The following is a 26,688-nucleotide window of genomic DNA, read 5'->3' as shown; positions in this document are numbered from 1 at the left end:
CATTAGTGCAAGCATGCTTTACCGCTCATCGCCCGTGGTTGCAGGAGATGGGCTGACCATACATTTGGTTACTTTTGCGCTCTTCAAAAGTGACCCGCCGTAAGGGCGGAACCCTAAGCCGCCGTTACCGCAGCAACGGATATACACACAAACCATGACACCACAAAAAAAAATGCCCGTATCTCACGACACAGGCATTTTCCTAACCAAGCTGCCAGGCTTTCACCCAGTCCATGACCGGATGGCCTTTAGCACAACCCGCTATTTCACCACTTTCAAACTCGGCCGCCCGCTAGGACGCGGCGGCTCGTCATCCGGTGGCGGCAGGTCATCATCCGGCTCGAACTCTTCTTCACCGTCCAACGGCGTTTCCAGCTCAAACACCATACCCTGGCCATTCTCCCGGGCATAAATCCCCAGAATCGCAGCAACAGGCACGTACAGGGTGTGTGGCACACCACCGAAACGCCCTTCAAAGCTGACGGCGTCATTATCCATATGCAGGTGACGCACAGCGGCTGGCGACACGTTCAAAACAATCTGCCCATCATTGGCAAAACCCTGCGGCACCTGCACCGACGGAAACTCGGCGTTGACCAGCATGTGCGGGGTGCAATCATTGTCCACAATCCACTCGTAGAGCGCGCGGACCAGATAAGGTCGACTGGAGTTCATAGCGGCTCCCTAAGCCTTAGCGCATGTCGCGTTCGACGCCAGACAGACTCGCCTGGAATGCCTCACGCGCAAATTGGCGCTCCATATAATCAAGCAGCGGCTTGGCAGGCCGCGGCAGTTCGATACCCAGAATCGGCAAACGCCAGAGTATGGGCAATAGGCAGCAATCCACCAGACTTTGTTCCTCACTGAGGAAAAACGGTTTGTCGACGAACAGCGGCGATACGCCCGTCAGGCTTTCACGCAACTCCTTGCGCGCCACGACCCGCGCCGGCTCCTTGGTCCGGGAATCCAGGATCAGATCCACCAACCCGCACCAGTCACGCTGGATGCGATGGATCAGCAAACGGCTGTTGGCACGCGCGACAGGATAAACCGGCAGTAAAGGTGGATGCGGATAACGCTCATCCAGGTATTCCATCACCACGGTCGACTCCCACAACGCCAGGTCACGATCGACCAGTGTGGGCAGGCTACCGTAAGGGTTCACTTCGATCAGCTTCGGCGGCTGACGACCCGCTTCGACGTAAATGATCTCGGCGCTGACACCCTTCTCTGCCAGTACGATGCGTACCCGGTGGGAATAGTGGTCGGCGGGGTCGGAGTAACAGGCCAACCGATTGGTCACGCCCATGGCGATCCTCCTCGCTTGTTGAAATTATCGAAAAACGGAAAAACGAGCGCGCCCAGAGGGCGTCTCCCGTAACACCTGGCGGGCCAGGTTCGTTACATATCTAGAGACGCCCTTGGGCGCGCACGATTAACAGCAATGGCTTACAGCTTTATCAATGCACGTCTTTCCAGTATTCACGCTTGAGCAGGTAAGCGAATACGAAGAAGAACGCCAGGTACAGCAATACATAGGTACCGATGCGCTGATGCTCCAGCTTCACCGGGTTGGCCGAATAGGCCAGGAAGGTCACCAGGTTCTTGACCTTCTCATCGAACTGCTCCGGGGTCAGGCTGCCGGTGTTCGGCAATACGGTCAGCTGGTCGCAGGCTTCATGGGTCAAAGCGGAGCCTGTCAGCGGGTCGAATTGCTTTTTGCCGTCTTCAACGATCTGAACCTGTTTGCAGCCTACCACCTGACGCCCCTGGAGGCCGACCAGAACGTTAGGCATGCCGACGTTCGGGAAGACCTTGTTGTTCACACCCCAAGGACGTGCAGGGTCTTCGTAGAACGAACGCAGGTAACCGTAAAGCCAGTCGGTGCCACGCACACGGGCCACCAGGGTCAGGTCCGGCGGCGCGGCGCCGAACCAGGTCTTGGCGTCCGCAGGCTGCATGCCGATGGTCATGTGATCGCCCAGTTTGGCACCGGTGAACACCAGCTTCTCGAGCATCAGCTCGTGGGGGATGCCCAGGTCATCGGCAACGCGCTCGTAGCGCTGGAACTTGGCACTGTGGCAACCCATGCAGTAGTTGGCGAACGTACGTGCGCCGTCCTGCATGGCCGCTTTGTCGGAAACGTCGATGTCGACCTTTTCCAGTTCCGGCCCACTCGACGTGGACGCAAAGGACAGTACGGGCAAAGCAGCAAGAATCAGTACAGAAAATAGCTTTTTCATCAGCCAGTCACCCTTTCCGGAACCGGTTTGGTCTTCTCGAGCCTGGTGTAGAACGGCATCAGAATGAAGTAGGCGAAGTACAGGAAGGTGCAAACCTGCGACAGCAGCGTACGCCCCGGTGTCGGTGCCAGTACGCCCAGCACGCCCAGGATCACGAACGAGATGCAGAACACCACGAGCCAGATCTTGCTCAGCCAGCCTTTGTAGCGCATCGACTTGACGGGGCTGCGGTCCAGCCACGGCAGGACGAACAGCACGGCGATGGCCGCGCCCATGGCAATAACGCCCAATAGCTTGTCCGGAATCGCTCGCAGAATCGCGTAGAACGGCGTGAAGTACCAGACCGGGGCAATGTGCTCAGGGGTCTTGAACGCGTTCGCCTGTTCGAAGTTCGGCTTCTCGAGGAAATAACCGCCCATTTCCGGGAAGAAGAACACGATGGAGCAGAAGATGAACAGGAAGACCACCACGCCGACGATGTCTTTCACGGTGTAGTACGGGTGGAAGGCGATGCCATCCAGCGGTACGCCGTTCTCGTCCTTGTGTTTCTTGATGTCCACGCCATCCGGGTTGTTCGAGCCGACTTCGTGCAGCGCGAGGATGTGCAGCACCACCAGACCGAGGATCACGATCGGCAGGGCGACCACGTGCAGGGCGAAGAAGCGGTTCAGGGTGATGCCCGAGATCAGGTAGTCACCACGGATCCACTGGGTCAGGTCGTCACCGATGACCGGGATCGCACCGAACAGCGAGATGATCACCTGGGCGCCCCAGTAGGACATCTGGCCCCACGGCAGCAAGTAACCCATGAAGGCCTCTGCCATCAGCGCCAGGTAGATCAGCATGCCGAAGACCCACACCAGCTCACGCGGCTTCTGGTACGAACCGTAGAGCAAGCCACGGAACATGTGCAGGTAGACCACGATGAAGAACGCCGAAGCGCCGGTGGAGTGCAGCAGACGCAGGATCGAGCCGTACTCGACGTCGCGCATGATGTATTCGACGGAGGCAAACGCTTCTTCCGCCGACGGGGTGTAGCTCATGGTCAGCCAGACACCGGTGACGATCTGGTTGACCAGAACGAGCAGTGCCAGGGAACCAAAAAAGTAGAAGAAGTTGAAGTTTTTCGGAGCGTAGTACTTGCTGAGATGGTCTTCCCACATTTTGGTCGCGGGAAAGCGCGCATCAACCCAATCCATTAGTTTGCTCATCACGCTTTCTCCGTATCGACGCCAACGACAATGATGTCATCGGTCTCATAGGAATGCGGGGGAACTGGCAGGTTCAGAGGTGCAGGTTGCGACTTGTAGACGCGACCGGCCAGGTCGTAGTGGGAGCCGTGGCATGGGCAGAAATAACCACCGACCCAATCCTTGCCCAAATCGGCAGGGGCCACTTCAGGGCGGAACGTTGGCGAGCAACCCAGGTGCGTACAAATACCGATCAGCAGCAAAACCTCTGGCTTGATCGAACGCGTTTCAGGATTGACGTATTCCGGTTGGACCGAGTTCTTGGAGGTCGGGTCGGACAACTGACCCTCGATCTTTTTCAGATTCCCCAGGATTTCCTCTGTACGGCGGACGATGAACACCGGCTGGCCGCGCCACTCAGCAATCATCTGCTGGCCTGGCTCGATCTTGCTGACATTCACTTTCACCGGTGCACCTGCGGCTTTCGCCTTGGCGCTGGGAAACCATGACCCCACGAACGGGACCGCAGCCCCCACCGCTCCTGCAGCACCCACCACGGATGTGGCTGCTACCAGGAAGCGACGCCGGCCTGCATTCACGCCGTCATTGCTCATTCAGTCCTCTCCCATCAGCTTTGTGGCCTGTTAGATCAGGCGTCTACTAAGTAAAAATCTGAACTTATAAAAATTTTGCCGAATGGTAATGAAAAGCCCCAATTCTGACAAGGTAATTACCAAGCGGCCAAACCGCCAAGCCTTGTAGTATAGGGGCTCTACGAATGTGGCAAGTTGTCACAGAGCAATTATTTTGCCCATAAAAAAACGCCCAGCTCCGTGAGGAACTGGGCGCCTTTTGAAAGCGGAAGCGAAATTAACGCTTCGAGTACTGCGGACGCTTACGCGCTTTACGCAGACCGACTTTCTTACGTTCAACTTCGCGAGCATCGCGAGTTACGAAGCCGGCTTTGCGCAGAGCACCACGCAGAGTCTCGTCGTAATCCATCAGGGCGCGAGTGATGCCGTGGCGGATTGCGCCAGCTTGACCACTTACACCACCACCGATAACAGTGACGTAGATGTCGAATTTTTCGACGGTCTCGGTCAGTTCCAGCGGCTGACGAACTACCATGCGGGCAGTTTCGCGGCCGAAGAAGTTATCCAGGGAGCGGTTGTTGATGGAGATGTTACCAGTGCCCGGACGCAGGAAAACGCGTGCGGTTGCAGTCTTGCGACGGCCAGTGCCGTAATTTTGAGTCGCCGACATAATGAACTATTCCGTTAAAACTTCAGTTCTTGGGGCTGCTGAGCAGTATGAGGGTGAGCAGCGCCCGCATAAACCTTCAGCTTACGATACATGTCGCGACCCAGTGGGTTTTTAGGCAGCATGCCTTTAACCGCGGTCTCGATCACGCGCTCAGGGGCTTTGGCGATCAGCTTTTCAAAGTTGATCGACTTGATGCCGCCAGGAAAACCGGAGTGGGAGTAGTACATTTTGTCAGTGGTTTTAGCGCCAGTAACACGTACTTGCTCAGCGTTGATCACGACGATGTAGTCACCGGTGTCAACGTGAGGGGTGTACTCAGGCTTGTGCTTGCCACGCAGACGGCTCGCGATTTCGGTGGCCAGACGACCCAGGGTCTGACCAGCAGCGTCGACGACAAACCAGTCGCGCTTTACTGTTTCCGGTTTAGCAGTAAAAGTTTTCATTCTTTATAGCCTCAGGGGCCGCCCTGTAAATTAGACGGCGGATCTTACTGAATAGTGCGTACTTTGACAAGTCAAAGGCAGCCGGATACAGACGCTTTCGGGGGCTCGGGTCGGCGCGTCCGTTCAACGGCAAGATTCTTCGGCGGCGGCGCATCACTTCCACTGCAGAAAGAGGTGCGCAATTATGCAGATTGCGAAAAATATTTCAACCTGCTTTTATGATTGTTTTGCCCAAGGAGTTCCCGATGGACTATCGCCAGCTAGGCCGTACCGACCTGAACGTGAGCGCCCTGTGCCTCGGCACCATGACCTGGGGTGAGCAGAACAGCGAGGCCGAGGCCTTCGCCCAGATCGAACGCGCCAAGGGTGCCGGCATCAATTTCATCGACACCGCCGAGATGTACCCGGTGCCGCCCAAAGCCGAGACCTACGCCACCACCGAGCGCTACATCGGCAATTACTTCAAAAGCCGCGGCGACCGCGGCGACTGGATCCTGGCGAGCAAGATCGCCGGCCCCGGCAACACCATCGACTACATCCGCGACAAGAACCTCAAGCACAACCGCCGCCATATCGTCGAAGCCGTGGACGCCAGCCTCAAGCGCCTGCAGACCGACTGGATCGATCTTTACCAACTGCACTGGCCGGAACGCAGCACCAATTTCTTTGGCCAACTGGGCTACCAGCACAAGGCCGACGAAACGTTCACTCCGCTGGAGGAAACCCTCGAAGCCTTGGACGAACAGGTCCGCGCCGGCAAGATCCGCCATATCGGCCTGTCCAACGAAACGCCGTGGGGCACCATGAAGTTCCTCGCCCTGGCCGAGGCCCGTGGCTGGCCGCGGGCGGTGTCGATCCAGAACCCCTACAACCTGCTCAACCGCAGCTTCGAGATCGGCCTGGCGGAAATCGCCATTCGCGAGCAATGCGGCCTGCTGGCCTATTCACCACTGGCGTTCGGTTTCCTGTCGGGCAAGTACGAAAACGGCGCACGCCCCGCCAAGGGCCGCCTGACCCTGTACAGCCGCTTCATGCGCTACTTCAACCCGCAATCGGAAGCGGCCTGCAGCCGTTATGTCGCCCTAGCCCTTGAACATGGCCTGGACCCGGCGCAGATGGCCCTGGCGTTCGTCACCCAACAGCCGTTCGTGACCAGCAACATCATTGGCGCCACCACGCTGGAGCAACTGGACAGCAATATCGCCAGCTTCGACCTGAAGCTGTCCGATGAAGTGCTGGCGGGGATCGAGGCGATTCACAAGGATCAGCCGAACCCGGCGCCTTGATCCGCAGGCCTCATCGCAAGCAAGCTCGCTCCCACAGGGTTCGATGCTGATTACGAAATAGCGATCAGACATGAATTCCTGTGGGAGCGAGCTTGCTCGCGATAGCGGCCCCAGGCTCACCACCGCATCAAAGCGACCGCGCAATGATCTCCTTCATGATTTCATTGGTCCCGGCATAGATCCGCTGCACCCGCGCATCCGCCCACGCCCGTGCGATCGGGTATTCCCACATGAAGCCGTAGCCGCCATGCAACTGCACGCACTCGTCGAGCACCTTGCATTGCAGGTCGGTGCCCCAGTACTTGGCCATCGCCGCCGTCGGCACGTCCAGCTTGCCTTGCAGGTGCAATTCCAGGCAGCGGTCGACGAAGACCCGGCCAATCTGGATCTCGGTGGCCATTTCCGCGAGTTTGAAACGGGTGTTCTGGAAGTCGGCGATGGTTTTGCCGAACGCCTTGCGCTCGCGGGTGTAGTCCAGGGTCCATTGCAGCGCCGCTTCGGCCGAAGCCAAGCCGCCGATGGCTACGGTCAGGCGCTCCTGGGGGAGCTCCTGCATCAGGTAGGCAAAGCCCATTCCGGCTTGTCCGAGCAGGTTTTCCTTCGGCACACGGACATCCTGGAAGAACAATTCCGACGTGTCCTGGGCCTTCATGCCGACTTTTTCCAGGCGCTTGCCCTTTTCAAAGCCCGGCGTACCTGCTTCCACCAGGAACAGGCTGGTACCCTTGGCGCCGGCCTTGGGATCAGTCTTGGCGACCACGATCACCAGGTCCGCCAGAAAACCATTGGTGATGAACGTCTTCGAGCCGTTGATGACGTACTCATCGCCGTCGAGCACCGCCGTGGTCTTCACCCCTTGCAGGTCGGAACCGGCGCCCGGCTCGGTCATGGCGATGGCCGTGACCATTTCGCCGGACACCAGTTTCGGCAGGTATTTGTGTTTCAGCGCTTCACTGCCGTAATGCAGGATGTACGGCGCGACGATGTCGGAATGCAGCGAGAAACCGATCCCAGTGAGTCCCAGGCGGCCGATCTCCTCGATCACCACCGTGCTGTAGAGGAAGTCCGCGTCCAGCCCGCCGTAGGCCTCTGGCAGGTGCGAGCACAACATGCCCGCCTCCCCTGCCTTGTTCCAGAGCTGGCGATCGACATGCCCCTGTTTTTCCCATTGGCTGTGGTACGGCACGGCTTCTTTTTCGAGGAAGGTTCGTACGCTGTCGCGAAATAATTCGTGCTCGGGACTGAACAGTGTTCTTGGGATCATGGCTCACCTTTGGTTATTGTTGGACGTGGTTATCCGACAGAGCCTAAGCCTGCGGTGTGCGACAGGACACTGGACACATCCGACAAAAAATAAGACGATCCAGCCGTCTGTTGACCACTTTCCCCTATAAAAATAAAGATGAACTATGTCTATGCACGTCTCCACGCCCTTGCGGCGCGTCAGCATCCTGGCAATCGACCGGGTCTTCGCCTTCACGCTCATGCAAGCCAAGGATTTTTTCCACCTGGCCAGCCTGCGCTATGGCAAACAACTGGGCCAAGGCCTGACGCCGGCGTTTGAAACCCGCTTGGTCAGCCCCGATGGCAAACCGGTGAACAGCTTCAGCGATGTGATCATGCCGGTGGACGGTGGCCTGGAAAATACCGACGTCATCATCCTGCCAGCCTTCTGGGATGATTTCGCCAGCCTCTGCCAACGTTACCCCCAGATCCTGCCCTGGCTGCGCGAACAACACGCTCGCGGCGCGGTGCTCTGCGGCGAAGCCACCGGGGTGTTCTGGCTGGCCGAGGCCGGGCTGCTCGACGGCAAGGAAGCCACCACCTATTGGCGCTTCTTCAATGCCTTCAAGGAACGCTTCCCCCAGGTGCACCTGAACCAGGACAAGCACCTGACCGACGCCGACAACCTGTTCTGCGCCGGCGGCACGACCTCAGCCTGCGACCTCTACATTTACCTCATTGAACGCTTCTGTGGCGCCAACGTGGCCCAGGCCGTGGCGCGGGACATCCTGTATGAAGTGCAACGCAGCTATTCGCCAGGACGGATCGGCTTCGGCGGGCAGAAATTGCACCAGGACGTGATCATCCTGCAGATCCAGCAATGGCTCGAAGAGCACTTCGCCGACAAATTCCGCTTCGAGGACGTTGCCCGGGAACACGGCATGAGCATCCGCAATTTCATGCGCCGCTTCCAGACCGCTACCGGCGACAAACCGCTGCATTACCTGCAACGGCTGCGGATCGAAACCGCCAAGGGCCTGCTTTCCGGCAGCCGCAAGAGCATCAAGACCATCAGCTACGAAGTTGGCTATGACGACGCGAGCTTTTTCGCACGGCTGTTCCGGCAACATACCGACCTGTCGCCGAATCAGTATCGGCAGCAGTTTCAGCAGGCGGCGTGAATCAAGGGTTGAATACAGTCCAATGTGGGAGCGAGCTTGCTCGCGAAAGCGGTGGATCAGCTTGCATCTATGCTGAACATGCCGCCCCCTTCGCGAGCAAGCCCGCTCCCACAGGGTTATGCAGTGAACTGCTCAATCTCACGCGCACAAAAAAGGCCTGCAATCGCAGGCCTTTTTTTGTGCTCCGAGTCATCTATGGCTTATGCGCCCGCGACAGGAACTCGTGGGATTGCATCTCCAGCAAACGACTCAAGGTCCGCTGGAACTCGAAGGTCAAGCGACCGCCGGTGTAGAGGTCCTTGAGTTCGACTTCGGCCGAAATGATCAGCTTCACGTTACGGTCGTAGAACTCGTCGACCATGTTGATGAAGCGCCGGGCGATGTCGTCAGTGGTGACGCTCATCTGCTCGACGCCGCTGAGCAACACGGCGTGGAAGATCTTGCCCAGTTCGATGTAGTCGTTCTGGCTGCGCGGGCCGTCGCACAGTTCGCGGAAGTCGAACCAGGCCACGTCGTCGCAGGTGCGGATGGCGCGGATCTCGCGGTTTTCGATGATCAGCACATCGTTTTCCACCGCCTGGGTGCACTCCGGCGTCAGGGCGCGAAAGCTCTTGCGCAGGCTTTCTTCGGCGGCGGCATCCAAGGGAAAGTGGAACAGCTCCGCTTGTTCGAGGTGACGCAGGCGGTAGTCGACGCCGCTGTCGACATTGACGATTTCGGTGTGTTCCTTGATCAGCGCAATGGCCGGCAGGAACCGCGCCCGCTGCAGGCCGTCCTTGTACAGGCCGTCCGGCACGATGTTCGAGGTGGCGACCAGGGTCACGCCGTTCTTGAACAGCTCTTCCATCAAGGTGCCGAGGATCATGGCGTCAGTGATGTCGGAAACGAAAAACTCATCGAAGCAGATCACCCGGGTCTCGTCGGAAAAACGCTTGGCGATGATGGTCAGCGGGTTCTTCTCGCCACCCAAGGTCTTCATTTCCTCGTGCACGCGCTTCATGAAGCGGTGGAAGTGCGTCCGTGTCTTTTCCTTGAACGGCAACGCTTCGAAGAAGGTGTCCACCAGGTAGGTCTTGCCACGGCCGACGCCGCCCCAGAAGTACAGGCCCTTGACCGGTGCCTGGTCTTTTTTGCCGAACAGTTTGCCCAACAGGCCCGGCTTGTTGTTCGAGGCCGCGACCAGGTCGTCGTACAGGCGCTGCAAATGCCGCACCGCCGTTTCCTGGGCTGCGTCGTGGAAGAACTCCGGGCGTTTCAGATCAGCTTGATATCGTTCTAGGGGCGTCATATTCGTTAGCAAGGCAACAAAAACGGGCCGTCACTGTAGCGATGGCCCAGAGGAATGGCAATCGGCCCTTATTCGGGCCGATGGTCGGGTGACGCGCCGGAGTCAGTCCTGGGCAGGCGTCAGGGCGACGCGTAGCGCATCGATGGCCGCATCCCGGGCGGCGCTGTCGGCGAAGGCCGGGCTGTTCGCCACGCACTCGCCTTCGAGCCAGACGCTGAAGCTCAGGTCGTCGCTGCGCACGTCCAAGGGCTGGCCGGACTGCAATTGCTTGGTCACCTGCCCGGCGGTCTTGCCGTCGGCAAAATTGTTCGACAGCAACAGTTGCTCGCCATCGGCAGAAAGCAGGCGGAAACGGAAGCTGCCGTCCTCCTCGCGAAAGCTGACGAAACGTGCTGCCTTGGCCGCTTTCTTTTTGGTCTGGGTGGCCACCTGGACCTGGCTGACAAACGAACGCAGGCCAACAGCCTCGCGCAATTCGTTGAGGAACGGCGTTGCCACGGCCCGGGCCTTGCTCGCGCCCAGTTGCAGGATGTCTTCAAGGTCCGATGGACGCTCGATGAATTGGTGATAACGCTCGCGCGCTTCACCCAGCTCGCTGTCGAGCAACTGGAACAGACGGTTCTTGGCTTCGCCCCAACCCAGGCCTTGCAGCAGCTCGCTGCGGAACTCGGCGGACTGTTCGGCAGTGGCGAAGGCCTGGAACAGGGTGAACAGGTGCGAATTGTCCGGATCCTTGGCTTCGCCCGGGGCGCGGGAGTCGGTGACGATCCGCGAGATCGCGTCTTTCATGTCCTTGGCGCTGGTGAACAACGGGATGGTGTTGTCGTAGCTCTTGGACATCTTGCGGCCATCGAGGCCTGGCAGCGTGGCCACGCTTTCTTCGATCAGCGCCTCGGGCATGGTGAAGAACTCTTTGCCCTGGCCAAACAGATGATTGAAACGCTGGCCGATGTCGCGGGCCATCTCCACGTGCTGGATCTGGTCGCGGCCGACCGGCACCTTGTGGGCGTTGAACATCAGGATGTCGGCGGCCATGAGGATCGGGTAGCTGTAGAGGCCCATGGTGACGCCGGCGTCCGGGTCTTCACCGACTTCGACGTTCTTGTCCACCGAGGCCTTGTAGGCGTGGGCGCGGTTGAGCAGGCCCTTGGCGGCGACGCAGGTCAGCAGCCAGGTCAGTTCCGGGATCTCGGGAATATCGGACTGGCGATAGAACGTCACACGCTCCACGTCCAGGCCGCCGGCCAGCCAAGTGGCGGCAATCTCCAGACGCGACCGCTGGATACGCAGCGGGTCATCGCACTTGATCAGGGCGTGATAGTCGGCCAGGAAGTAGAACGAATCGGCGTTGCTGTCGCGGCTGGCGAGGATCGCCGGACGGATGGCGCCGGCATAGTTGCCCAGGTGCGGGGTGCCGGTGGTGGTGATGCCGGTCAGGATACGGGTACGCGTCGTCATGGGTTATCGCTTGTCAGACTGCTGTCAATTCGAGAGGCGCGGCAGGATCAGATCCTTGAGATCGGTCAGCTTGCCATGAAAAAAGTGTCCGCATTCTGCCACTTTCAGCAGCTCATGGGGGCGCTGAAGCGTATCGGACCATGCGTAAACCAGCTGCGGATCGACCACTTCGTCGGTTTCCGGCTGGATCACGGTCAACTCGCCACCGGTCGGCAAGGGCGATTGCTCGTCCAGGCGCATCACCGCCGGGGCCACCATGAACAGGTGCTTGACCGGTTGCCCCTGGGCTTCCAGGCGCCCGCCCAGGCTGGCGGCGACAAAGCCGCCGAAGGAAAAACCGAACAGGGTCAGGGGCAGTTGCGGGTATTTTTCACGCAGCCATTGGGCGACCGCCTGGGCATCGTCCACCTCGCCGGTGCCCATGTCATGACTGCCTGCACTGGCGCCCACGCCACGATAATTGAAACGCAACGTAACCAGGCCAGCATCACGGGCAGTGCGTTGCAGGGTCGAGACTACTTTGTTGAGCATGGTCCCGCCTTGCACCGGGTTCGGGTGGCAGATCAGCGCCAGGCCACGGGGGGCCTCACTGTCCAGGTACAAGGCTTCCAGTTGGCCCACGGGGCCATCGATGACGACAGGGGTTTCGCGCATAAGCAAGGGAAAGAACTCCGTGACCCCGAATTGGGTCGACTCGTCTAGCTAAAGTCTGTGCCTGGCATGATTGCGATGTTCTTCGCGGTATACAGCGCAGGTCCGAGCCGTTAACGTAAAGCAAAGCCGTTTATAGAGGAAGGACTCGTGGAACACTCGCTCTTAGTTTGGTTGTTGCCGACTCTTGCCCTGGTTGCCGGTGTCGCCATTGGATTCCTGCTTGCCCGACTGCTGCCCAACGCGGTGCCCAACAGCACGCAACGTCAGCTGGACGACATTCAGGAACGTTTCGACAGTTATCAGAATGAAGTGGTCACTCACTTCAACAGCACCGCTTCTCTGGTGAAAAAACTCACCCAGAGCTACCAGGATGTCCAGGATCATTTGTCCGAGGGTGCCAATCGCCTGGCCCTGGACGAGCAGACTCGCCAGCGCCTGCTGGCCGCCCTGCAAGCCGATGCGGCACAGACTCCACGGGAACGCCTGACCCCACCCAAAGGGATTCAGGAACCGCCGCGGGACTACGCCCCCAAGGCCCCGAATTCACCCGGCATGCTCGATGAGCATTACGGTTTGAAGAAGTAATACCGAGCGACACCCAAAAGCCCGCCCGATTACCTGATCGGGCGGGCTTTTTATTGACTTAAGAAAACCCCTCTGTGGGAGCGAGCTTGCTCGCGATGACGGTGGCATATCCAACATCATCGGTTCAGGCAGATCGCTATCGCGAGCAAGCTCGCTCCCACAGGTGTGATCGGGGCATGCGCAAATGCTGCGTCCGCCACAAACTCCCTGTGGGAGCGAGCTTGCTCGCGATGACGGATGGCGATTGCCCAGGCGCTGGCGATGCGGCTCACCACAAAGGTCTAAACACTAGCGGCAAAAAAAGGGCCCCCTGTTTCCAGAGGGCCCCTTTCATTTACCACCCAGCGGTTTACGGGTATTGCTGATAAGTCTGGCCCTGCTGCTGCGGTGCCTGCTGGTAATTCTGGCCCGGAATGGCCTTGAGGTTGACCTCGACCCGACGGTTCTGCGCACGACCATTGACGTCGGCGTTGCTCGCCACCGGGTTGTCCGGGCCGGCGCCACGGGCCGACAGGTTGGCACCGCTCACGCCCTGGGACGTCAGGTAGGTCGCCACGCTCTGGGCACGGCGCTGGGACAGGTCCATGTTGTGCTGGCGGCTGCCGGTGCTGTCGGTGTAACCGACGATCTCGATCTGGTTCTGGTTGAACTCCTTGAGGGAGTTGGCCAGGTTGTTCAGCGGCTGGTAGAAGCTGGACGCGATGTTCGCCGAGTCAGTGGCGAAGGTGATGTTGCCCGGCATGATCAGCTTGATCTGGTCACCCTGGCGCTGCACTTCAACACCGGTATTGGCCATGCTGGCGCGCAGTTTCTTTTCCTGCTGGTCGGCGTAGTAGCCGTAGCCGGCCGCGGAAGCCCCCACCACCGCCGCGCCGATCAACGCGCCCTTGCCACGGTTATCGTGACCGATGGCCGCACCGGCCAAGGCTCCCGCCAGCGCACCAAGGCCGCCGTACTTGGCGGTTTTGCTCATGCCCGACGATTCGGTAGAGGCCTGGCCCTGGTTGTCATAGGGGTTAGGCGACGCACAGCCGGACAACAAGGCCACAGCAGTAGCGACAACGATCAAGCGACGCGAGGTGAACATGGAATGCTCCTGGTTTTCAGTCTGAAGTGCCAGGGCGTAGGCAATCGACTCTGGCAGGCGTTGGAACGCGCCAATCGTTAAAAATTCCGTCCCGCTGCGTTGCGCTTCGCCCGACTCACCGATAAAAACCGTCCGCCGGGCGAACGCCCCTCAGCCCTGCGCCAGACAGCGGCTCACGCCCCTGACAATCATCTCCACTTCCCGCCCATCGAGCGTCAGCGGCGGCAGCAGGCGGATGGTCTGCCCCCGGGTGACATTGATCAGCAGGCCGTGGTCCTGGGCGGCGCGAAGGGTCAGGTCGCGGACCGGTTGCTTGAGCTCAATGCCGATCATCAAGCCCTGGCCGCGAATCGCCAACACATTCGGGTTGTCCGCCAACTCCGTCCGCAGCCGGCTCAGCAACTGTTCGCCCTGGTGCCTGGCGTTATCCACCAGCGCTTGTTCCTCGATGATGTCCAGCACCGTGCAACCGACCCGACAGGCCAGCGGATTGCCGCCAAACGTACTGCCATGGCTGCCAGGGGTAAACAGCTCGGCAGCCTTGCCCCGTGCCAGGCAGGCACCGATGGGCACACCGTTGCCCAGGCCTTTGGCGAGGGTCATGACGTCCGGCACGATGCCCTCGTGCTGGAACGCGAACCACTGGCCGGTGCGACCGATGCCGGTCTGGATCTCGTCGAGCATCAACAGCCAGGCGCGCCGGCTGCACAGCTGCCGCAAGGCCTTGAGATAACCCGGTGGGGCGAGTTGCACACCGCTTTCGCCCTGGATCGGCTCCACCAGCACCGCGACGATGCGTTCGGCGTGAGCCTGTTGAATCTGCTCCAGCGCCGCGAGATCGCCGAACGGCACCTTGATGAAATCCCCCGGCAAACGGTTGTAGCCCAGCCGCACGGACGGGCCGTCGCTGGCGGACATGGTGCCCAAGGTGCGCCCATGGAACGCATTGTCCATGACCACCACCAACGGCTGCTCGATGCCCTTGTGCCAGCCGTATAGGCGCGCCAGTTTCAGCGCGGTTTCGTTGGCCTCGGCGCCTGAGTTGTTGAAAAACGCCCGCTCCAGCCCCGACAGCCGGGTGAGCTTTTGCGCCAGGCGTTGCTGCCAATCGATGCTGTACAGGTTGGACGTATGCAACAGCAGGCCGGCTTGCTCGCTGATGGCGGCCACCAGCCGCGGGTGGGAATGGCCGACATTGGTCACCGCCACGCCCGCCACCGCATCGAGATATTCGCGGCCGTCCTGGTCCCACAGGCGCGTCCCCAAGCCATGGGTGAAATTCAGCGCCAGGGGTTGGTAAGTGGTCATCAGGCAGGCAGCAGTCATGGCATCAGGCTCCATTGGTTGGTTTTTTCCAGTATGGTTAGCCACCAAGACTGGATAAACACTGCTTTACTTCAATCATTTAAAAGCCGAGCTTGATAATGGACCTGTTCCAGGCAATGACCGTTTACGTGAAGGTGGTCGAAACCGGAAGCCTGACCGCGGCATCCCAGGCGTGCGAAATGTCCACCACCATGGTGGGCAATCATCTTCGTGCCCTGGAGCAACGCCTCGGCGTGCGCCTGATCAACCGTACGACACGGCGCCAGCGCCTGACGGAATTCGGCTCGACCTACTACCAGCGCTGCCTGGAAGTACTGGGGCTGGTGGCCGACTCCGAGCGCCTGGCCGAACAGACCCAAGGCGAGCCCACCGGCACCCTGCGCATCACCGCACCGCTGACCTTCGGCACCGAACGCCTCGCGCCGGCCCTGGCCGAATTCAGCCAGCGCTTCGCCCAGGTCAAGCTCGACGTGGTGCTGACCAACCAGCGCCTGGACCTGCTCGACCATGGATTCGACGTCGCCATCCGCCTCGGCCATCCCGACCCGAAACTGATTGCCCGCCCATTGCAGGACTACACCCTGACCATCTGCGCTTCCCCCGCTTACCTGGCCCGGCGCGGCACGCCGGAACAACCTGCGGATCTGCAGCAACACGATTGCCTGTCGTTCGCCTATTCGGCAGCAGACGAATGGCGCTTCGCCCAGGATCACTGGCCCATCAACGGCCCGGACGGCGAGATCAAAGTGCCGGTGAACGGACCGATGCTGATCAACAGTTCCTCAGGTCTGCATCGCGCAGCCCTGGCCGGGATGGGCGTGGTGATGCTGCCCGATGCCCTGGTCGCCCAGGACCTGAAGGATGGACACCTGGTGGCGTTGCTGCAGGACTACCAATTGCCCCATCGGCCGATGAGCCTGATGTATGCGCAGGATCGCTACCGTTTGCCGAAACTGCGCAGTTTTGTCGAGTTCGCGCTGGAGAAATGGGGCAAACCCCACCCCCCAGCCGGGTGATGTTGTGGCGAGGGGATTCATCCCCGCTGGGTTGCGCAGCAACCCCAAGGCTGTCGGTTCACATAGCAGGTGAGTCGGGTTTGATGACTTTGGGGGCCGCTATGCGACCCAACGGGGATAAATCCCCTCGCCACAAAAGCAAATCCCGCCTGAACATCCCCCGCTAGTGACGCCCCGCCCCATCAGCTACTCTTTCTCCTTGGACGAGCATTTTGATATCAAGGCTGATTGAGGAAACGACGATGGGAGATGCCTCGAACATCGACATGCTGCGGTTCGACCTGTCCGATCTGGACGAAGGCGTGCTGCACACCATCCTGGAACTGGTCAGCGATGGCATCTGGGATTGGAATGCCAACACCGGCTTCGTCTACCGCAACCCCGGCTGGTACACGATGCTTGGCTACCTGCCCCATTCACTGGACAACACCGTGCTGACTTGGGAAAGCGTGATCCACCCGGAGGATTACCCACGGGTCATGGCGTTGTTCGACGACTACCTGGAACAACGATCCCACCGCTACCAGGCCGAATACCGTTGCCGCGCGCGCGACGGGTCCTACATCTGGATCGAGGATCGCGGCTACGTGATCGCCCGCAACCCGGACGGCACGGTGGCACGCATGATCGGCGCCCATCGCAGTATCGACGACAAGAAGCGCCTGTTCGAACAACTGGAACGGCGCAACAAATCCCTGGAAGCCATCATCGAAGAACGCACCCGCGAACTGTCCCGGGTCAACCATCAGTTGCAGATCCAGCTCGACGAAAACCGCAGGCTTGCCGAAACCGATGCCCTGACGCGAGTCGCCAACCGCTATCGCCTGGACCAGGCGCTGCCGCTGGCCTGTGAGCGCGCACAGCGTTTCCGCGAACCGCTGTCGCTGATCGCCATGGACGTCGACGACTTCAAGGACATCAACGATCGCTACGGCCACGCCTTCGGGGACGCAGCGCTGGTGCAAGTGGTGCAGAGCGTCCAGCACTGCGAGCGCGACGGTGATTTGCTGGTGCGCTGGGGCGGTGACGAATTCATCATGATCTTGCCCAACACCACCCTGGCCGACGCCTGCCTGCTGGCGGAGAACATTCGCCGAGGCCTGTCCGACCTGCTGCCGGTGGGCGACTTTCAGATCACCATGAGTTTTGGCGTGGTGCAGCGGTACGACGATGAACAGCACGCGACGTTGTTGCACCGTGCGGACCAGGCGCTGTATCGCTCCAAGATGGCGGGCAAGAATGTGATTTGTGAATGAACGGTGCCCCGCCAACGACAAAAAACAATGCAGACATGAGGCGCTGGCTGCGGTCATAGGCTGTATCCGCCGCCATCAGGCCTTCGCCCTTGCCGACTCGACCTCTCCCCCCCTCATCACGTCTTTACCTGGGCTGCGCCGGCTGGTCGCTGCCCCGGGAGCATTGGCCGGCCTTCGCGGCGGAAGGAACGCATTTGCAGCGCTACAGCAGCCGATTCCCCGCCGTGGAGATCAACAGCTCGTTCTACCGCCCGCACCGCCCCGCCACGTATGCAAAGTGGGCCGACAGTGTTGCCGGGGACTTTCGCTTTTCGGTCAAGGTGCCCAAGCAGATCACCCATGAACGGCGGCTGATCGATTGCGAAGGGCTTGTGGATGAATTCCTCGGGCAATGTTCGCAACTGGGGGGAAAACTTGGCTGCCTGTTGATTCAGTTGCCACCGTCGCTGGCCTTCGAGGCGGCCGTGGCCGGAGCGTTCTTCAAGGCCTTGCGGGACCGTTACCAGGGGTATGCGGTGCTTGAGCCGCGACACCCGAGCTGGCTCGACCCCCAGGCTGCCGCGATCCTGCAAGACGAATGCATCGGCCGTGTCGCCGCCGACCCGTCGCCATTACCCGGCGGCGATCAACCCGCTGGCTGGCCTGGCATTCGCTACTACCGGTTGCACGGTTCGCCACGGATTTACTACTCGGCCTACGAAGACGCCTGGCTGGAGCGCCTCGCCCAAGCATTGAAAGCCGACTCCGACACACCGACCTGGTGCATTTTCGACAACACCGCCAGCGGCGCCGCGACCGCCGATGCGTTGCGACTGATGGACCTGATGCGAGACTGAAACCCGCCACCGGCAACAAATGGTCAGTTGCTACCGGTCCGACCGTGACAACACCGCTCGGGTCCAATAGATTAGGCGACCGGAAAAAAGCTCAATGCCTTTCTCGCCTCATCCCGCTAACAGAAGTAGTGAAATTTCAATGTCCGATTCCAACACCGCTGAATCCGTAGTCACCCTGTCGTCCAAAGCGGAATACGAAAACTCCATCAATCTTTCACAGCATCTGCCCCAGGCCAAAACTATCAGCGAAATGGTCCTCGATGCGTTCCAGTCGAACCGCGAAAGCGACCAGATCCGCGAACTGCGCAACGCCATCCGCCAGGCCCACGATGCCTTCGACGACGACAAGGCCTACGAACTGATGGGCCAGCTCAAACAACTCAAGGACGCCGAAGCCGCCGACTTCGCGGCCCTGGAAGACCTGAGCAGCCGCTTCCCGATCAGCCGCATCCTCTCCAACTACAAGGACGACCCGTCGTTCCAGGAACTGGTCTACGGCCTGGCCCTGAAAGTGCTGAACCAGACCCACCAGGCCATCAGCAACCCGAGCGGCAGCAAAGGCAAGGCCTCGCGGGCCAAGAAGGAAGCCGAAGTGTTTGTCATCAGCAAGGACGGCATCAGCGTCACCCTGCCCCTGCGCACACCACGCTCCAAGCCGAACGTCGACCGCGAAGCCTTCGAATTCCTGGGCTTCAACTTCGTCGGCGAAGGCGACGAAGCCGAGCTGGAAAGCGAAACCTTCCTGGACAACGACGGCACCGAACAACCGGCCACCCGCAAGGGCATCGTCACTGCATTGCAGCAGCAGAAAGCCTTCGACGGCTACAGCATCGCCCAGCAATAAGCCGAGGTTGAGCCCGCTCCCACAGAAGTCCAAAGTGATACCCATTAAAAAGCCCCGCGCTTCTCTCGAAGGCGGGGCCTTTTAATGGGGACCAGCTATTCAAACAGCGCCAAGCCGTTCAACCATATCTGGAAACTTCTCGACCAGTTTGATCAACAAAGCCGCCTGAGCATTAGGCTTGGATTTTTCCTGTTCCCAGTTTCTAAGGGTACCTGGGCTGGTCCTGATGCTCTTGGCGAAAACGGCTTGAGACATGTGGAGCTTGTCGCGCAACGCCACGATTTCCTGGGCCGACACCTCGGGAGCCGGTTTGTCTTCGATCGATATCTGGCGAAGGGTAATCTTGCCCTCGCGGTGAGCGGCCATCTCCTCGACACCTTGCATCATCTCGGCAAACAGATCGCGCTTTTTCATAAGGTACCTCGTACTTTCAACTCAGCTTCTATGGCACGCTTGAGCGTCTTCTCTTGCTCGGAGGTCAGGTTTTCCAACTCATCCTTGTCATAAATCGCGAACATCCAGAACTGACGATCGTTCATGAGCCAATAGTAAATGACTCGCAACCCACCTCGCTTCCCTTTGCCACGACGTTCATCGAACCAGCGCAGCTTACGAAAGCCGCCGGTACGTGGCATGACGTCACCGACCTCTGGATGCTGCAGCATATAGGACTGAAGCAGGCGATATTCATCGTCAGTCAGGTAATTGCCAACCGTAGAGGTGAACGTAGTCGTTTCAAAAAATAGGGTACGCATGGCAGAAACTATAGGCAAATTGCGCATAGTTCAACAAACCATAATCTATTGCGACGAATGACAGCCAATCCATGCCCTCCTCGACAAAAAGCCCCGCGCTTCTCTCGAAGGCGGGGCTTTTTTTTGCAGCGTCTGAAGCTTAAGGCGCGTACGTCAGCAACAGCTCACTCGGCACTTTGAAGTCCAGGGACATCATGACGCTCAGGGCGGTGATGGTGAAGATCGAGAACACGAACAGCTTGCGTGCCCAGATCGTGTCATCCACCGCCTTATAGCCGGTCCAGGCCATGTACAGCCAGTACATGCCCATGGCGGCGGCGACGGCGAGGTAGCTCATGCCGGCGTAGCCGCTGAAGGTCAGCATCAAGGTCGCCACCAGGAAGGCCAGGATGTAGAGCAGGATGTGCTTCTTGGCCACGCGGATGCCGCGCTTGACCGGCAGCACCGGAATCGAGGCCGCCAGGTAGTCGTTGAAGCGGAAGATCGCGATGGCGTAGGAATGCGGCATCTGCCACAGGCTGAACATCACCAGCAGCGTCAGCGCCGCGACGTCGAAGCTGTTGCTCACCGCCACGTAGCCAATCACCGGCGGCATCGCCCCCGACAGACTGCCCACCAGCGTGCCGTGGACCGACTTGCGCTTGAGGTACAGGCTGTAGAGACCAACGTAGATAACAAAACCGATCACCGCGAACAACGCCGCCAACGGATTGGCCACCCAGTACAGCAGCGCCACGCCGGCCACGCCCAGCACCGTGGCGAATGCCAGGGCCAGTTGCACCGGAATCAGGCCTTGGACCAGCGCCCGATTCTTGGTGCGTTCCATCTTGATGTCGATGTCGCGGTCGATGCAGTTATTGAACACGCAACCGGACGCCACCACCAGGGAAGTGCCAATCATCGCAGCCAGGAAGATGGCCAGATCGACATGCCCTTTCGAGGCCAGGAAAAACCCGCCTGCCACAGAAAGCACGTTACCGAAAATGATCCCCGGCTTGGTGATTTGGATAAAGTGCTTCAGGGACATCCGGATTTTCCTCAGTGCGCCATCATGTTGGTGTGGATGCTGAACATGATCCACAACGACAGGCCGACCAGCAGGACAATCACGATCGCGGCAAAGACAAACGCGACCACATTGTTACGTTGGGCGGCGGAGCGGTCCAGGTGCAGGAAGTACACCAGGTGCACCAATACCTGGACCACGGCGAAGATCAGGATGATCCACAGGGTCAGGCTCTTGGGCAGCGACGGGTACATCACCAGGCCGAACGGGATGACGGTCAGGATCACCGACAGGATGAAACCGATGGCGTAGGACTTGACGCTGCCGTGGCCGGCGTCGTGACCATCATGAGAATGAGCGTTAGCCATTTACAGGGTCCCCATCAGATAAACAACGGTGAATACGCAGATCCACACCACGTCCAGGAAGTGCCAGAACAGGCTCAGGCAGCTCAGGCGTGTCTTGTTCGTAGCGGTCAGGCCGTTTTTGTGGACCTGGTACATCATGATCGCCATCCAGATCAGGCCGCTGGTCACGTGCAGACCGTGGGTGCCGACCAGGGTGAAGAACCCGGACAGGAAGCCGCTGCGGCTAGGGCCGTAGCCTTCGGCGATCAGGATATGGAACTCGTTGATCTCCATGCCGATAAAGCCGGCACCGAACAGGAAGGTCATGCCCAACCAGCCCAGCACCTGGCTCTTCTTGCCTTTGAACAACGCCAGCATGGCGAAGCCGTAGGTGATCGAACTGAACAGCAGCAGCGCGGTTTCGCCCAGTACGTACGGCAGTTCGAAGATGTCGTGGCCCGACGGGCCACCGGCGACGTTGTTAACCAGCACCGCGTAGGCCGCGAAGATCGACGCAAACAGAATGCAGTCGGTCATCAGGTAGAGCCAGAAACCGAATACGGTCATCTCGCCCGAGTCGTGGTGATGGTCATCGTGCCCATGGTCATGACCATGGGCGTGTCCAACAGTGGTCACTAAGTTCGACATGGTTTAAGCCTGTTCCAACGAGGTTTCAACACGGGTGGCGGTGGCTGGGACTTTCCCGGCCGCTACCAGACGTTTGTGCTGCTCGGCTTCGATGCGCTCGATAACATCCACCGGCACCATGTAGCCCTGATCGTCACGGGCGGCATGGATAGTGAAATACACCACGGTGCCGACCAGGCTGGCGATGGCCAGCCACCAGATGTGCCAGATCATCGCGAAACCGAACACGGTCAACAGAGCGCCCATGACCACACCGGTGGCGGTGTTGTTGGGCATGTGGATCGGCTCGTACTTGGCCGGAACCGGGTACGCGGTGCCGTTTTCCTTGGCTTCGGTGAACGGGTCGATGACGTCGGCTTTTGGCAGCACGGCGAAGTTGTAGAACGGCGGTGGCGAAGAGGTCGACCATTCCAGGGTATGGGCATTCCACGGGTCGCCGTGTTCGCACATGTTCTCTGGCTTGTTGCGGTCACGCACGCTCACATACAACTGGATCAGCTGGCAGGCGATGCCGACAGCGATCATCACCGCACCGAACATGGCGACGTACAGGTACGGCACCCACTCAGGGTTGGTGGTGGTGTTCAGGCGACGGGTCATGCCCATGAAGCCCAGTACATAGAGCGGCATGAACGCGACGAAGAAGCCGGTGATCCAGAACCAGAACGCAGCCTTGCCCCAGCCTTCGTGCAGCTTAAAGCCGAACGCTTTCGGGAAGTAGAAGGCGAAGCCGGCGATGTAGCCAAACACCGCGCCGCCGATGATCACGTTATGGAAGTGCGCGATCACGAACAGGCTGTTGTGCAACACGAAGTCAGCACCCGGGATCGCCAGCAGTACGCCGGTCATGCCGCCGATGGCGAAGGTCACCATGAAGCCCAGGGTCCACATCACGTGGCTGGTGAAACGCAGGCGGCCCTGATAGATGGTGAACAGCCAGTTGAACAGCTTCACCCCCGTCGGGATCGAAATCAGCATCGTCGCCAGGCCGAAGAAGGCGTTGACGCTGGCACCCGAACCCATGGTGAAGAAGTGGTGCAGCCAGACCATGAAGCCCAGTACCGAGATCGCGCCGGAAGCGTAGATCATCGAATGGTGGCCGAACAGTTTCTTGCCGGAGAAAGTCGAGATGACTTCAGAGAAAATACCGAACGCCGGCAGGATCAGGATGTACACCTCAGGGTGACCCCAGGCCCAGAACAGGTTCACGTACATCATCGGATTTCCACCCAGTTCATTGGTGAAAATGTGGAAATCCATGTAACGGTCAAGCGTCAACAGAGCCAGGGTAGCGGTCAGGATCGGGAAGGAAGCGACGATCAGGACGTTGGCCCAGGTGCAGGTCCAGGTGAAGATCGGCATGTCCATCAGCTTCATGCCCGGGGTACGCATTTTCACCACGGTGGCCAGGAAGTTGACCCCCGTCAGCGTTGTCCCCAACCCGGATAGCTGTAGCGCCCAGATGTAGTAATCCATCCCCACGCCCGGACTGTATTGCAAGCCCGACAGCGGTGGATAGGCCACCCAGCCGGTCTTGGCGAATTCGCCAACGCCCAGGGACAGGTTGATCAGCACCACGCCGGACACCAGCAACCAGAAGCTCAGGGAGTTCAGGAACGGGAAGGCCACGTCACGGGCACCGATCTGCAGCGGCACCGCAAGGTTCATCAGGCCGGTGAAGAACGGCATCGCCATGAAGATGATCATGATCACACCGTGGGCGGTGAAGATCTGGTCATAGTGTTCAGGCGGCAGGTAGCCAGGCGAACCCTCGGTGGCCATGGCCAGTTGGGTACGCATCATGATGGCGTCGGCGAAACCGCGCAGCAGCATGACCATGGCGACGATGATGTACATCACGCCGATTTTCTTGTGGTCGACCGACGTCAGCCACTCGGTCCACAGGTAGGTCCACTTCTTGAAATAAGTGATACCGGCGAACAATGCCAGACCACCGAGCGCGATGATGGCGAGGGTCACCATGACAATCGGCTCGTGGAACGGGATCGCTTCCCAACTTAATTTACCTAACATCGTTTACTCCTCTGCCCCGGCAGCTGAATGCGAGCTCATGTCCATCCCTTCCATGTTGTGAGCCACTTCCTTCTCTTTCTTCTCGTGGTGCATCGGCTTGCCCGGATTCATCCCTTCATACTTGTCGATGATGGTCTGGAACAGGTTCGGCGTAACCGACGAGTAGAGTTCGACTGGGTTGTTCTGGCTCGGTTTGGAAAGGGCTTCGTATTCAGCTTTTTCAAGCTGTTTAGGTGCCTTCTTCACATCGTTGACCCAGGCGTCGAAATCTTCCTGGGTCGTGGCGATTGCTTTGAACTTCATGCCGGTAAAGCCCGCGCCGCTGTAGTTGGCGGAGATACCGTCGAGTTCGGCGTTCTGGTTGGCGATCAGGTGCAGCTTGGTCTGCATGCCCGCCATCGCGTAGATCTGGCCGCCCAGGCCCGGGATGAAGAACGAGTTCATCACGGTGTCGGAGGTGACCTTGAAGTTGATCGGCGTATGGGCCGGGAACACGATCTTGTTGACGGTGGCGATGCCCTGTTCCGGATAGATGAACAGCCACTTCCAGTCCATCGAGACCACTTCAATGGTGATCGGCTTGACGTCGGAATCCAGCGGACGATACGGGTCCAGGGCATGGGTCGACTTGTAGGTGATGTAACCCAAGGCAATGATGATCAGCACCGGAATGGTCCACACCGCCACTTCGATCTTGGTCGAATGCGACCATTTTGGCGTGTAGGTGGCCTTGGTGTTGGTTGCGCGGTACTTCCAGGCGAACAGGAAGGTCATGACGATGACCGGCACGACGACCAGCAACATCAGCAGCGTGGCGGTGATGATCAGGTTTCGTTCATCCAGGCCGACCTGGCCCTTGGGATCGAGCAAGGTCATGTTGCAGCCTCCCAGCAGCAACGTGCCGAGCAGCGGCAACAAGCCTAGTAATCGGGGGTACCTGTTTTTACTCATCTCACGACCTCTAAAGCAGCTTGCGCAATGCAGTTGGGTTTTGATCGCCAACACTTCACCCTGCCAAGGGTTGGCATTTTCTTGGATTGAATAAGGGCTGCCCATCGAACGTCAGCGGCTGTTCGACACATCCTGGGCCAGCGGTGAGTTCTTATTCGTTGGTCAAAAGGCCTAGTTCAAGCCCAATTCCATTTGGTGCGGGTAGTTGGAGGCACCGACACCTGGGGTCGCATGGGGCGCTGGCGCCCTTCGACCACTCTCATGCTCAAGCCTGAGCCGGGTCGGAAAATCGGTGCGGGCGATTGTAGTGAGGTGAGGCGCTGTAGACCATGTCTCATCCCGAAATAATTTTTATCCGATCCGGCAACAATCTCTTGCCGATATTGCAACGGGCCAGCATCTTATCGAAATTAATTCTCAACAAGAACCCCAAAAAACGTAGGTCTACTACGCCCGATTTAGACAGCTCGAGAGGATTAAGAAGGGCTTTTTCGTCTGGCAAGGGCCCAGTTTTCGGGGCCTTCGGCGCCTGACGCTACGCTGTTAAAAATGCCTGCTGCAGGTCATGCGCGGGTTGCGAAAGCAGACGTTTTTTTGTTACAGGAAACAGCGCTTGATCACCTTCGCAGAGGCTGAACGCCGCAAGATATGTGACAACGTGTCGCACATTGCCGCAGGTCATTCTTGCCTCGGATCAAGGACGCTCCGGTTCTAGCGTGAAACGCAAAACGCCCCGGTTCTCCAAGAGAGAAACCAGGGCGTTTCGTTGAGGCGTTTCAGCGAAGCGGTTTGCGGTTACGTGACACCAGCAACGGCACCAGAATCGCCGTCAACACGAAGGCCACCAGTGCCCATTGCGCCAGAGACAAGCCCAGGATCGGTGGGTAGGGGGTGGAGCAAAAGCCATCGACCTGGAAACCCAGCGGGAAGATCTTCGCCAACGGCAAGTCATCGACAATCGGTTGCAACACGTCGATGCCGCAACTGACTGCGGGGAAGAACTGGGTGTACACGTGATGCCCAGCCACACCGGCACCCGCCAGGGCACAGAGCACCACCAGGCCTTCGAAGATCGTCAGGCTGCGACGGGTGCGCATGGCGGCGCCGATGAAGGCGAAGATCGCGATCAGCAACAGCGCATAGCGTTGCAAGATACACAGCGGGCACGGTGCCTCGCCGAGGGCTACCTGCATGTACAGCGCACCGCCGATCAGCGCCAGGCAGATCAGCCCCAGCAGCACCAGATAGCGCCGCTCACGGCCCAATCGCATCATTTCCTCACTCATTGCGTTTCCCTTTGTCTGCATGGATCGACGCGCAGCCTCGCGACACCCGGCGCGCGATCGGATGTACCGAAGTCTACACGCTGACCATGACAGTGAACGAGCAGAGGACGTCGACATTGGAGGGGAATAGACCGCAAGAAGGTTAACTGCGGATTAATGCGAGTCCGTTGGACAGGGGCGGACCTGCCGCCGCTATCGCGAGCAAGCTCGCTCCCACAAGGGGATTGGGTCGGACGTGGATTTGTCATCCACACAAATCCAGGGTGGGAGCGAGCTTGCTCGCGATAGCGGTGGGTCAGTTTGCATTGAGGTTGAATGTGCCGATGTCATCGCGAGCAAGCTCGCTCCCACAAGGGGATTGGGTCGGACGTGGATTTTGTCACCCACATAAATCCAGGGTGGAGCGAGCTTGCTCGCGATAGCGGTGGATCAGTTTGCATTGAGGTTGAATGTGCCGATGTCATCGCGAGCAAGCTCGCTC

The 26,688-nt window shown here is 59.3% G+C and carries 28 protein-coding genes; 7 read left to right on the top strand and 21 right to left on the bottom strand.

Going from position 1 to position 26,688, the window contains the following annotated elements:
- Window positions 1–261: 261 nt before the first annotated feature.
- From AC3A5O_RS22135 to rplM, 7 genes are all read right to left on the bottom strand, one after another.
- Window positions 262–675 carry a ClpXP protease specificity-enhancing factor gene (locus tag AC3A5O_RS22135; protein WP_122567016.1) on the bottom strand — a complete coding sequence of 138 codons (414 nt, stop codon included), beginning with the start codon at window positions 673–675 and terminating at the stop codon, window positions 262–264.
- Between the two features lie 16 nt (window positions 676–691).
- Window positions 692–1,309 (bottom strand): glutathione S-transferase N-terminal domain-containing protein, encoded by a 618-nt coding sequence (locus AC3A5O_RS22130; protein ID WP_003178195.1) that lies wholly within the window; start codon window positions 1,307–1,309, stop codon window positions 692–694.
- 151 nt (window positions 1,310–1,460) lie between these two features.
- Entirely contained in the window at window positions 1,461–2,243 is a 783-nt protein-coding gene (locus AC3A5O_RS22125; RefSeq protein ID WP_122567017.1) for a cytochrome c1, read from the bottom strand.
- Window positions 2,243–3,454 (bottom strand): cytochrome b, encoded by a 1,212-nt coding sequence (locus AC3A5O_RS22120; RefSeq protein WP_030138561.1) that lies wholly within the window; start codon window positions 3,452–3,454, stop codon window positions 2,243–2,245. The genes AC3A5O_RS22125 and AC3A5O_RS22120 overlap by 1 nt, the downstream gene beginning before the upstream one ends.
- Entirely contained in the window at window positions 3,454–4,047 is a 594-nt protein-coding gene (petA, locus tag AC3A5O_RS22115) for a ubiquinol-cytochrome c reductase iron-sulfur subunit (RefSeq protein ID WP_122567018.1), read from the bottom strand. The genes AC3A5O_RS22120 and petA overlap by 1 nt, the downstream gene beginning before the upstream one ends.
- Window positions 4,048–4,303: 256 nt before the next feature.
- Window positions 4,304–4,696: a 30S ribosomal protein S9 gene (gene rpsI, locus AC3A5O_RS22110; protein ID WP_003205364.1), complete on the bottom strand. Its 393-nt coding sequence runs from the start codon at window positions 4,694–4,696 to the stop codon at window positions 4,304–4,306.
- A gap of 14 nt (window positions 4,697–4,710) precedes the next feature.
- A complete protein-coding gene (gene rplM / locus AC3A5O_RS22105; RefSeq protein ID WP_003205365.1) occupies window positions 4,711–5,139 on the bottom strand; it encodes a 50S ribosomal protein L13 in 429 nt (142 codons plus the stop codon).
- Between the two features lie 245 nt (window positions 5,140–5,384).
- Between rplM and AC3A5O_RS22100 the strand changes: the two genes are divergently transcribed.
- Window positions 5,385–6,425 (top strand): NADP(H)-dependent aldo-keto reductase, encoded by a 1,041-nt coding sequence (locus AC3A5O_RS22100; protein WP_487753717.1) that lies wholly within the window; start codon window positions 5,385–5,387, stop codon window positions 6,423–6,425.
- Between the two features lie 127 nt (window positions 6,426–6,552).
- Here the strand turns inward: AC3A5O_RS22100 and AC3A5O_RS22095 are convergent, their stop codons facing one another.
- Entirely contained in the window at window positions 6,553–7,689 is a 1,137-nt protein-coding gene (locus AC3A5O_RS22095; protein ID WP_487753716.1) for an acyl-CoA dehydrogenase family protein, read from the bottom strand.
- A 244-nt stretch (window positions 7,690–7,933) separates the two neighbouring features.
- Between AC3A5O_RS22095 and AC3A5O_RS22090 the strand changes: the two genes are divergently transcribed.
- Window positions 7,934–8,830: a GlxA family transcriptional regulator gene (locus AC3A5O_RS22090; RefSeq protein ID WP_205929626.1), complete on the top strand. Its 897-nt coding sequence runs from the start codon at window positions 7,934–7,936 to the stop codon at window positions 8,828–8,830.
- A gap of 193 nt (window positions 8,831–9,023) precedes the next feature.
- Here the strand turns inward: AC3A5O_RS22090 and zapE are convergent, their stop codons facing one another.
- The 3 genes from zapE to AC3A5O_RS22075 all read right to left on the bottom strand — a co-directional run bounded on the left by zapE (window position 9,024) and on the right by AC3A5O_RS22075 (window position 12,230).
- Entirely contained in the window at window positions 9,024–10,118 is a 1,095-nt protein-coding gene (gene zapE / locus AC3A5O_RS22085) for a cell division protein ZapE (RefSeq protein ID WP_072409535.1), read from the bottom strand.
- A gap of 102 nt (window positions 10,119–10,220) precedes the next feature.
- The gene (locus tag AC3A5O_RS22080) at window positions 10,221–11,576 is read right to left on the bottom strand and encodes a tryptophan--tRNA ligase (RefSeq protein WP_122567023.1); all 1,356 of its coding nucleotides are present in this window, start codon (window positions 11,574–11,576) and stop codon (window positions 10,221–10,223) included.
- A gap of 24 nt (window positions 11,577–11,600) precedes the next feature.
- Window positions 11,601–12,230, bottom strand: a complete 630-nt coding sequence (locus AC3A5O_RS22075) for an alpha/beta hydrolase (protein WP_122567024.1) — start codon at window positions 12,228–12,230, stop codon at window positions 11,601–11,603.
- A 147-nt stretch (window positions 12,231–12,377) separates the two neighbouring features.
- Here AC3A5O_RS22075 and AC3A5O_RS22070 point away from each other — a divergent pair, with 147 nt between their 5' ends.
- The gene (locus AC3A5O_RS22070) at window positions 12,378–12,815 is read left to right on the top strand and encodes a Z-ring associated ZapG family protein (protein ID WP_003205372.1); all 438 of its coding nucleotides are present in this window, start codon (window positions 12,378–12,380) and stop codon (window positions 12,813–12,815) included.
- A gap of 349 nt (window positions 12,816–13,164) precedes the next feature.
- Here AC3A5O_RS22070 and AC3A5O_RS22065 read toward each other — a convergent pair whose 3' ends face one another.
- The gene (locus AC3A5O_RS22065) at window positions 13,165–13,902 is read right to left on the bottom strand and encodes a YiaD family glycine zipper/OmpA-like lipoprotein (RefSeq protein WP_109754827.1); all 738 of its coding nucleotides are present in this window, start codon (window positions 13,900–13,902) and stop codon (window positions 13,165–13,167) included.
- A 150-nt stretch (window positions 13,903–14,052) separates the two neighbouring features.
- Window positions 14,053–15,228 carry an aspartate aminotransferase family protein gene (locus AC3A5O_RS22060; protein ID WP_305468374.1) on the bottom strand — a complete coding sequence of 392 codons (1,176 nt, stop codon included), beginning with the start codon at window positions 15,226–15,228 and terminating at the stop codon, window positions 14,053–14,055.
- A gap of 98 nt (window positions 15,229–15,326) precedes the next feature.
- Here AC3A5O_RS22060 and AC3A5O_RS22055 point away from each other — a divergent pair, with 98 nt between their 5' ends.
- The 4 genes from AC3A5O_RS22055 to AC3A5O_RS22040 all read left to right on the top strand — a co-directional run bounded on the left by AC3A5O_RS22055 (window position 15,327) and on the right by AC3A5O_RS22040 (window position 19,180).
- Window positions 15,327–16,244, top strand: coding sequence for a LysR family transcriptional regulator (locus AC3A5O_RS22055; RefSeq protein ID WP_487753715.1), 918 nt, complete (start codon window positions 15,327–15,329; stop codon window positions 16,242–16,244).
- A gap of 242 nt (window positions 16,245–16,486) precedes the next feature.
- A complete protein-coding gene (locus tag AC3A5O_RS22050) occupies window positions 16,487–17,500 on the top strand; it encodes a sensor domain-containing diguanylate cyclase (RefSeq protein WP_122567028.1) in 1,014 nt (337 codons plus the stop codon).
- Between the two features lie 89 nt (window positions 17,501–17,589).
- Entirely contained in the window at window positions 17,590–18,336 is a 747-nt protein-coding gene (locus AC3A5O_RS22045) for a DUF72 domain-containing protein (RefSeq protein WP_305491068.1), read from the top strand.
- Between the two features lie 139 nt (window positions 18,337–18,475).
- Window positions 18,476–19,180, top strand: coding sequence for a hypothetical protein (locus AC3A5O_RS22040; protein WP_487753714.1), 705 nt, complete (start codon window positions 18,476–18,478; stop codon window positions 19,178–19,180).
- Between the two features lie 99 nt (window positions 19,181–19,279).
- On the opposite strand, the gene AC3A5O_RS22035 is transcribed toward AC3A5O_RS22040, so the two are convergent.
- The 8 genes from AC3A5O_RS22035 to AC3A5O_RS22000 all read right to left on the bottom strand — a co-directional run bounded on the left by AC3A5O_RS22035 (window position 19,280) and on the right by AC3A5O_RS22000 (window position 26,207).
- Window positions 19,280–19,594, bottom strand: coding sequence for a helix-turn-helix domain-containing protein (locus tag AC3A5O_RS22035; RefSeq protein ID WP_122567030.1), 315 nt, complete (start codon window positions 19,592–19,594; stop codon window positions 19,280–19,282).
- A complete protein-coding gene (locus tag AC3A5O_RS22030; RefSeq protein ID WP_122567031.1) occupies window positions 19,591–19,935 on the bottom strand; it encodes a toxin in 345 nt (114 codons plus the stop codon). The genes AC3A5O_RS22035 and AC3A5O_RS22030 overlap by 4 nt, the downstream gene beginning before the upstream one ends.
- A 139-nt stretch (window positions 19,936–20,074) precedes the next feature.
- Window positions 20,075–20,962, bottom strand: coding sequence for a heme o synthase (cyoE, locus tag AC3A5O_RS22025; protein ID WP_122567032.1), 888 nt, complete (start codon window positions 20,960–20,962; stop codon window positions 20,075–20,077).
- Between the two features lie 11 nt (window positions 20,963–20,973).
- Window positions 20,974–21,309 carry a cytochrome o ubiquinol oxidase subunit IV gene (gene cyoD / locus AC3A5O_RS22020; RefSeq protein ID WP_014340102.1) on the bottom strand — a complete coding sequence of 112 codons (336 nt, stop codon included), beginning with the start codon at window positions 21,307–21,309 and terminating at the stop codon, window positions 20,974–20,976.
- Window positions 21,310–21,936: a cytochrome o ubiquinol oxidase subunit III gene (locus AC3A5O_RS22015; protein ID WP_122567033.1), complete on the bottom strand. Its 627-nt coding sequence runs from the start codon at window positions 21,934–21,936 to the stop codon at window positions 21,310–21,312.
- A gap of 3 nt (window positions 21,937–21,939) precedes the next feature.
- Window positions 21,940–23,970, bottom strand: a complete 2,031-nt coding sequence (cyoB, locus tag AC3A5O_RS22010; RefSeq protein ID WP_122567034.1) for a cytochrome o ubiquinol oxidase subunit I — start codon at window positions 23,968–23,970, stop codon at window positions 21,940–21,942.
- Between the two features lie 3 nt (window positions 23,971–23,973).
- The gene (gene cyoA / locus AC3A5O_RS22005; protein WP_122567035.1) at window positions 23,974–24,921 is read right to left on the bottom strand and encodes a ubiquinol oxidase subunit II; all 948 of its coding nucleotides are present in this window, start codon (window positions 24,919–24,921) and stop codon (window positions 23,974–23,976) included.
- Window positions 24,922–25,697: 776 nt separating this feature from the next.
- The gene (locus AC3A5O_RS22000) at window positions 25,698–26,207 is read right to left on the bottom strand and encodes a disulfide bond formation protein B (RefSeq protein WP_122567036.1); all 510 of its coding nucleotides are present in this window, start codon (window positions 26,205–26,207) and stop codon (window positions 25,698–25,700) included.
- Window positions 26,208–26,688: the final 481 nt, after the last annotated feature.

Source organism: Pseudomonas sp. Soil_N_39, from assembly GCF_057655955.1.
The sequence above is the reverse complement of the archived record's forward strand: the minus strand, read 5'-3'. Positions and strand labels throughout refer to the sequence as shown.